Source organism: Luteibacter sp. 1214 (assembly GCF_031455395.1).
GTDB lineage: Bacteria > Pseudomonadota > Gammaproteobacteria > Xanthomonadales > Rhodanobacteraceae > Luteibacter > Luteibacter mycovicinus.
On sequence record NZ_JAVDSQ010000016.1, the window covers coordinates 1 to 2,500 of the forward strand.

Annotated in this window: 1 rRNA gene (cut by a window edge); it reads right to left on the minus strand. The window is 53.6% G+C overall.

Annotation, left to right across the window (positions count from 1 at the left end):
• Positions 1 to 48: 48 nt before the first annotated feature.
• A 23S ribosomal RNA gene (locus J2X57_RS19855) occupies positions 49 to 2,500 on the minus strand (it continues 432 nt past the right edge of the window).

The following is a 2,500-nucleotide window of genomic DNA, read 5'->3' on the forward strand; positions in this document are numbered from 1 at the left end:
GTCGAACAGCGAGTTAAGAGATAAGACGGTGAAGCGTCTTGGGGTTATATGGTCAAGCCTCACGGCTCATTAGTACACGTAAGCTCAATGCATTGCTGCACTTCCACACCGTGCCTATCAACCACCTAGTCTTGATGGTGCCTTAAGGAGAGTCAAGCTCTCGGGAGATCTCATCTTGGGGCGTGCTTCCCGCTTAGATGCTTTCAGCGGTTATCACTTCCGTTCGTAGCTACCGGGCAATGCCATGGGCATGACAACCCGAACACCAGCGGAACGTCCACTCCGGTCCTCTCGTACTAGGAGCAGCCCCCCTCAAATCTCCAACGCCCACGACAGATAGGGACCGAACTGTCTCACGACGTTCTGAACCCAGCTCGCGTACCACTTTAAATGGCGAACAGCCATACCCTTGGGACCGGCTACAGCCCCAGGATGTGATGAGCCGACATCGAGGTGCCAAACACCGCCGTCGATATGAACTCTTGGGCGGTATCAGCCTGTTATCCCCGGAGTACCTTTTATCCGTTGAGCGATGGCCCTTCCATACAGAACCACCGGATCACTAAGACCTACTTTCGTACCTGCTTGATCCGTCGATCTCGCAGTCAAGCACGCTTATGCCTTTGCACACAGTGCGCGATGTCCGACCGCGCTGAGCGTACCTTCGTGCTCCTCCGTTACTCTTTGGGAGGAGACCGCCCCAGTCAAACTACCCACCATACATGGTCCCCGATCCGGATTACGGACCTAGGTTAGAACGTCAAGCACTTCAGGGTGGTATTTCAAGGATGGCTCCACCAGAACTAGCGTCCTGGTTTCATAGCCTCCCACCTATCCTACACAGAAGAACTCAACGTTCAATGTAAAGCTATAGTAAAGGTTCACGGGGTCTTTCCGTCTTGCCGCGGGAACGCTGCATCTTCACAGCGATTTCAATTTCACTGAGTCTCGGGTGGAGACAGCGCCGCTGTCGTTACGCCATTCGTGCAGGTCGGAACTTACCCGACAAGGAATTTCGCTACCTTAGGACCGTTATAGTTACGGCCGCCGTTTACTGGGGCTTCGATCAAGAGCTTCGCCTTGCGGCTGACCCCATCAATTAACCTTCCAGCACCGGGCAGGCGTCACACCCTATACGTCCACTTTCGTGTTTGCAGAGTGCTGTGTTTTTGATAAACAGTCGCAGCGGCCAGGTTACTGCGACCCCTCGATGCTCAGTCACGCACGTGACCACACCAAGAGGCGCACCTTCTCCCGAAGTTACGGTGCCATTTTGCCTAGTTCCTTCACCCGAGTTCTCTCAAGCGCCTTGGGATTCTCACCCTGCCTACCTGTGTCGGTTTACGGTACGGTTTTTCTACAGCTGAAGCTTAGTGGCTTTTCCTGGAAGCGTGGTGTCAGTCACTTCGTCCCAAAGGACTCGTCTCGGTGCTCGGCATAAAGATTCCCGGATTTGCCTAAGAATCATGCCTACCGCCTTTCCCCAGGACAACCAACGCCTGGTAGACCTAACCTTCTCCGTCCCCACATCGCACTGTAGAAAAGTGCAGGAATATTAACCTGCTTCCCATCGACTACGCATTTCTGCCTCGCCTTAGGGGCCGACTCACCCTGCGCCGATGAACGTTGCGCGAGGAAACCTTGGGCTTTCGGCGGGGAGGCTTTTCACCCCCCTTATCGTTACTCATGTCAGCATTCGCACTTCCGATACCTCCAGCAGACTTTACAATCCACCTTCACAGGCCTACGGAACGCTCCTCTACCGCGTACGGATCAAAATCCGTACACCCCGAGCTTCGGTGCATAGCTTAGCCCCGTTAAATCTTCCGCGCAGACCGACTCGACCAGTGAGCTATTACGCTTTCTTTAAAGGGTGGCTGCTTCTAAGCCAACCTCCTGGCTGTCTATGCCTTTCCACATCGTTTTCCACTTAGCTATGACTTTGGGACCTTAGCTGCGGGTCTGGGTTGTTTCCCTTTTCACGACGGACGTTAGCACCCGCCGTGTGTCTCCCGTGTATCACGTGTTGGTATTCGGAGTTTGCCATGGGTTGGTAAGTCTCAATGACCCCCTAGCCATAACAGTGCTCTACCCCCAACAGTGTTCGCACGAGGCGCTACCTAAATAGCTTTCGAGGAGAACCAGCTATCTCCGAGTTTGTTTAGCCTTTCACTCCGATCCTCAACTCATCCCCATCTATTGCAACAGATGTGGGTTCGGTCCTCCAGTGCGTGTTACCGCACCTTCAACCTGGTCAAGGATAGATCACTCGGTTTCGGGTCTACTGCCAGAGACTATTCGCCCTATTCAGACTCGGTTTCCCTTCGCCTCCCCTATACGGTTAAGCTTGCCACTGACAGTAAGTCGCTGACCCATTATACAAAAGGTACGCAGTCACCCTTGCGGGCTTCCACTGCTTGTACGTATACGGTTTCAGGGTCTATTTCACTCCCCTCTCCGGGGTTCTTTTCGCCTTTCCCTCACGGTACTAGTTCGCTAT